Raw genomic sequence first — 393 nt, 5'->3', positions numbered from 1 at the left:
GGGAGCGGACGTTTCCGTAACGGGAACGGTAAGCGGTGACTTCAACGACGGGGATACGGTGACCCTAACGGTGGACGGAACGGACTATACCGGAACGGTGGACGCATTGGGCGCGTACAGTATCGACGTACCTGGAAGCAAACTGGCCGCCGATGCCGATACCACGGTAGACGGAAGCGTAACGACAACGGACGCGGCCGGAAACATAGGAACAGTAACGGAAACAAAAGCCTATACGGTAGATACCACATTGCCGGTACCGGTCCTGGAGATAGACGATATCACGGCGGACAATATTCTGAACGCCGCGGAAGCGGGAGCGGACGTTTCCGTAACGGGAACGGTAAGCGGTGACTTCAACGCCGGGGATACGGTGACCCTAACGGTCGACGG

Annotated in this window: 1 protein-coding gene; it reads left to right on the top strand. The window is 58.0% G+C overall.

All coding sequences use genetic code 11. The annotated features are described in order from the left end of the window. Positions 1 to 393, top strand: a 393-nt coding sequence (locus IV512_RS19805) for an Ig-like domain-containing protein (protein ID WP_209406502.1), incomplete at both ends; no start/stop codon positions are given.

Origin of the sequence: Pseudozobellia sp. WGM2, assembly GCF_017810075.1 — a bacterium.
Classification (GTDB): domain Bacteria; phylum Bacteroidota; class Bacteroidia; order Flavobacteriales; family Flavobacteriaceae; genus JADNYK01.
This window is presented reverse-complemented; position numbering and strand designations above follow the sequence as displayed.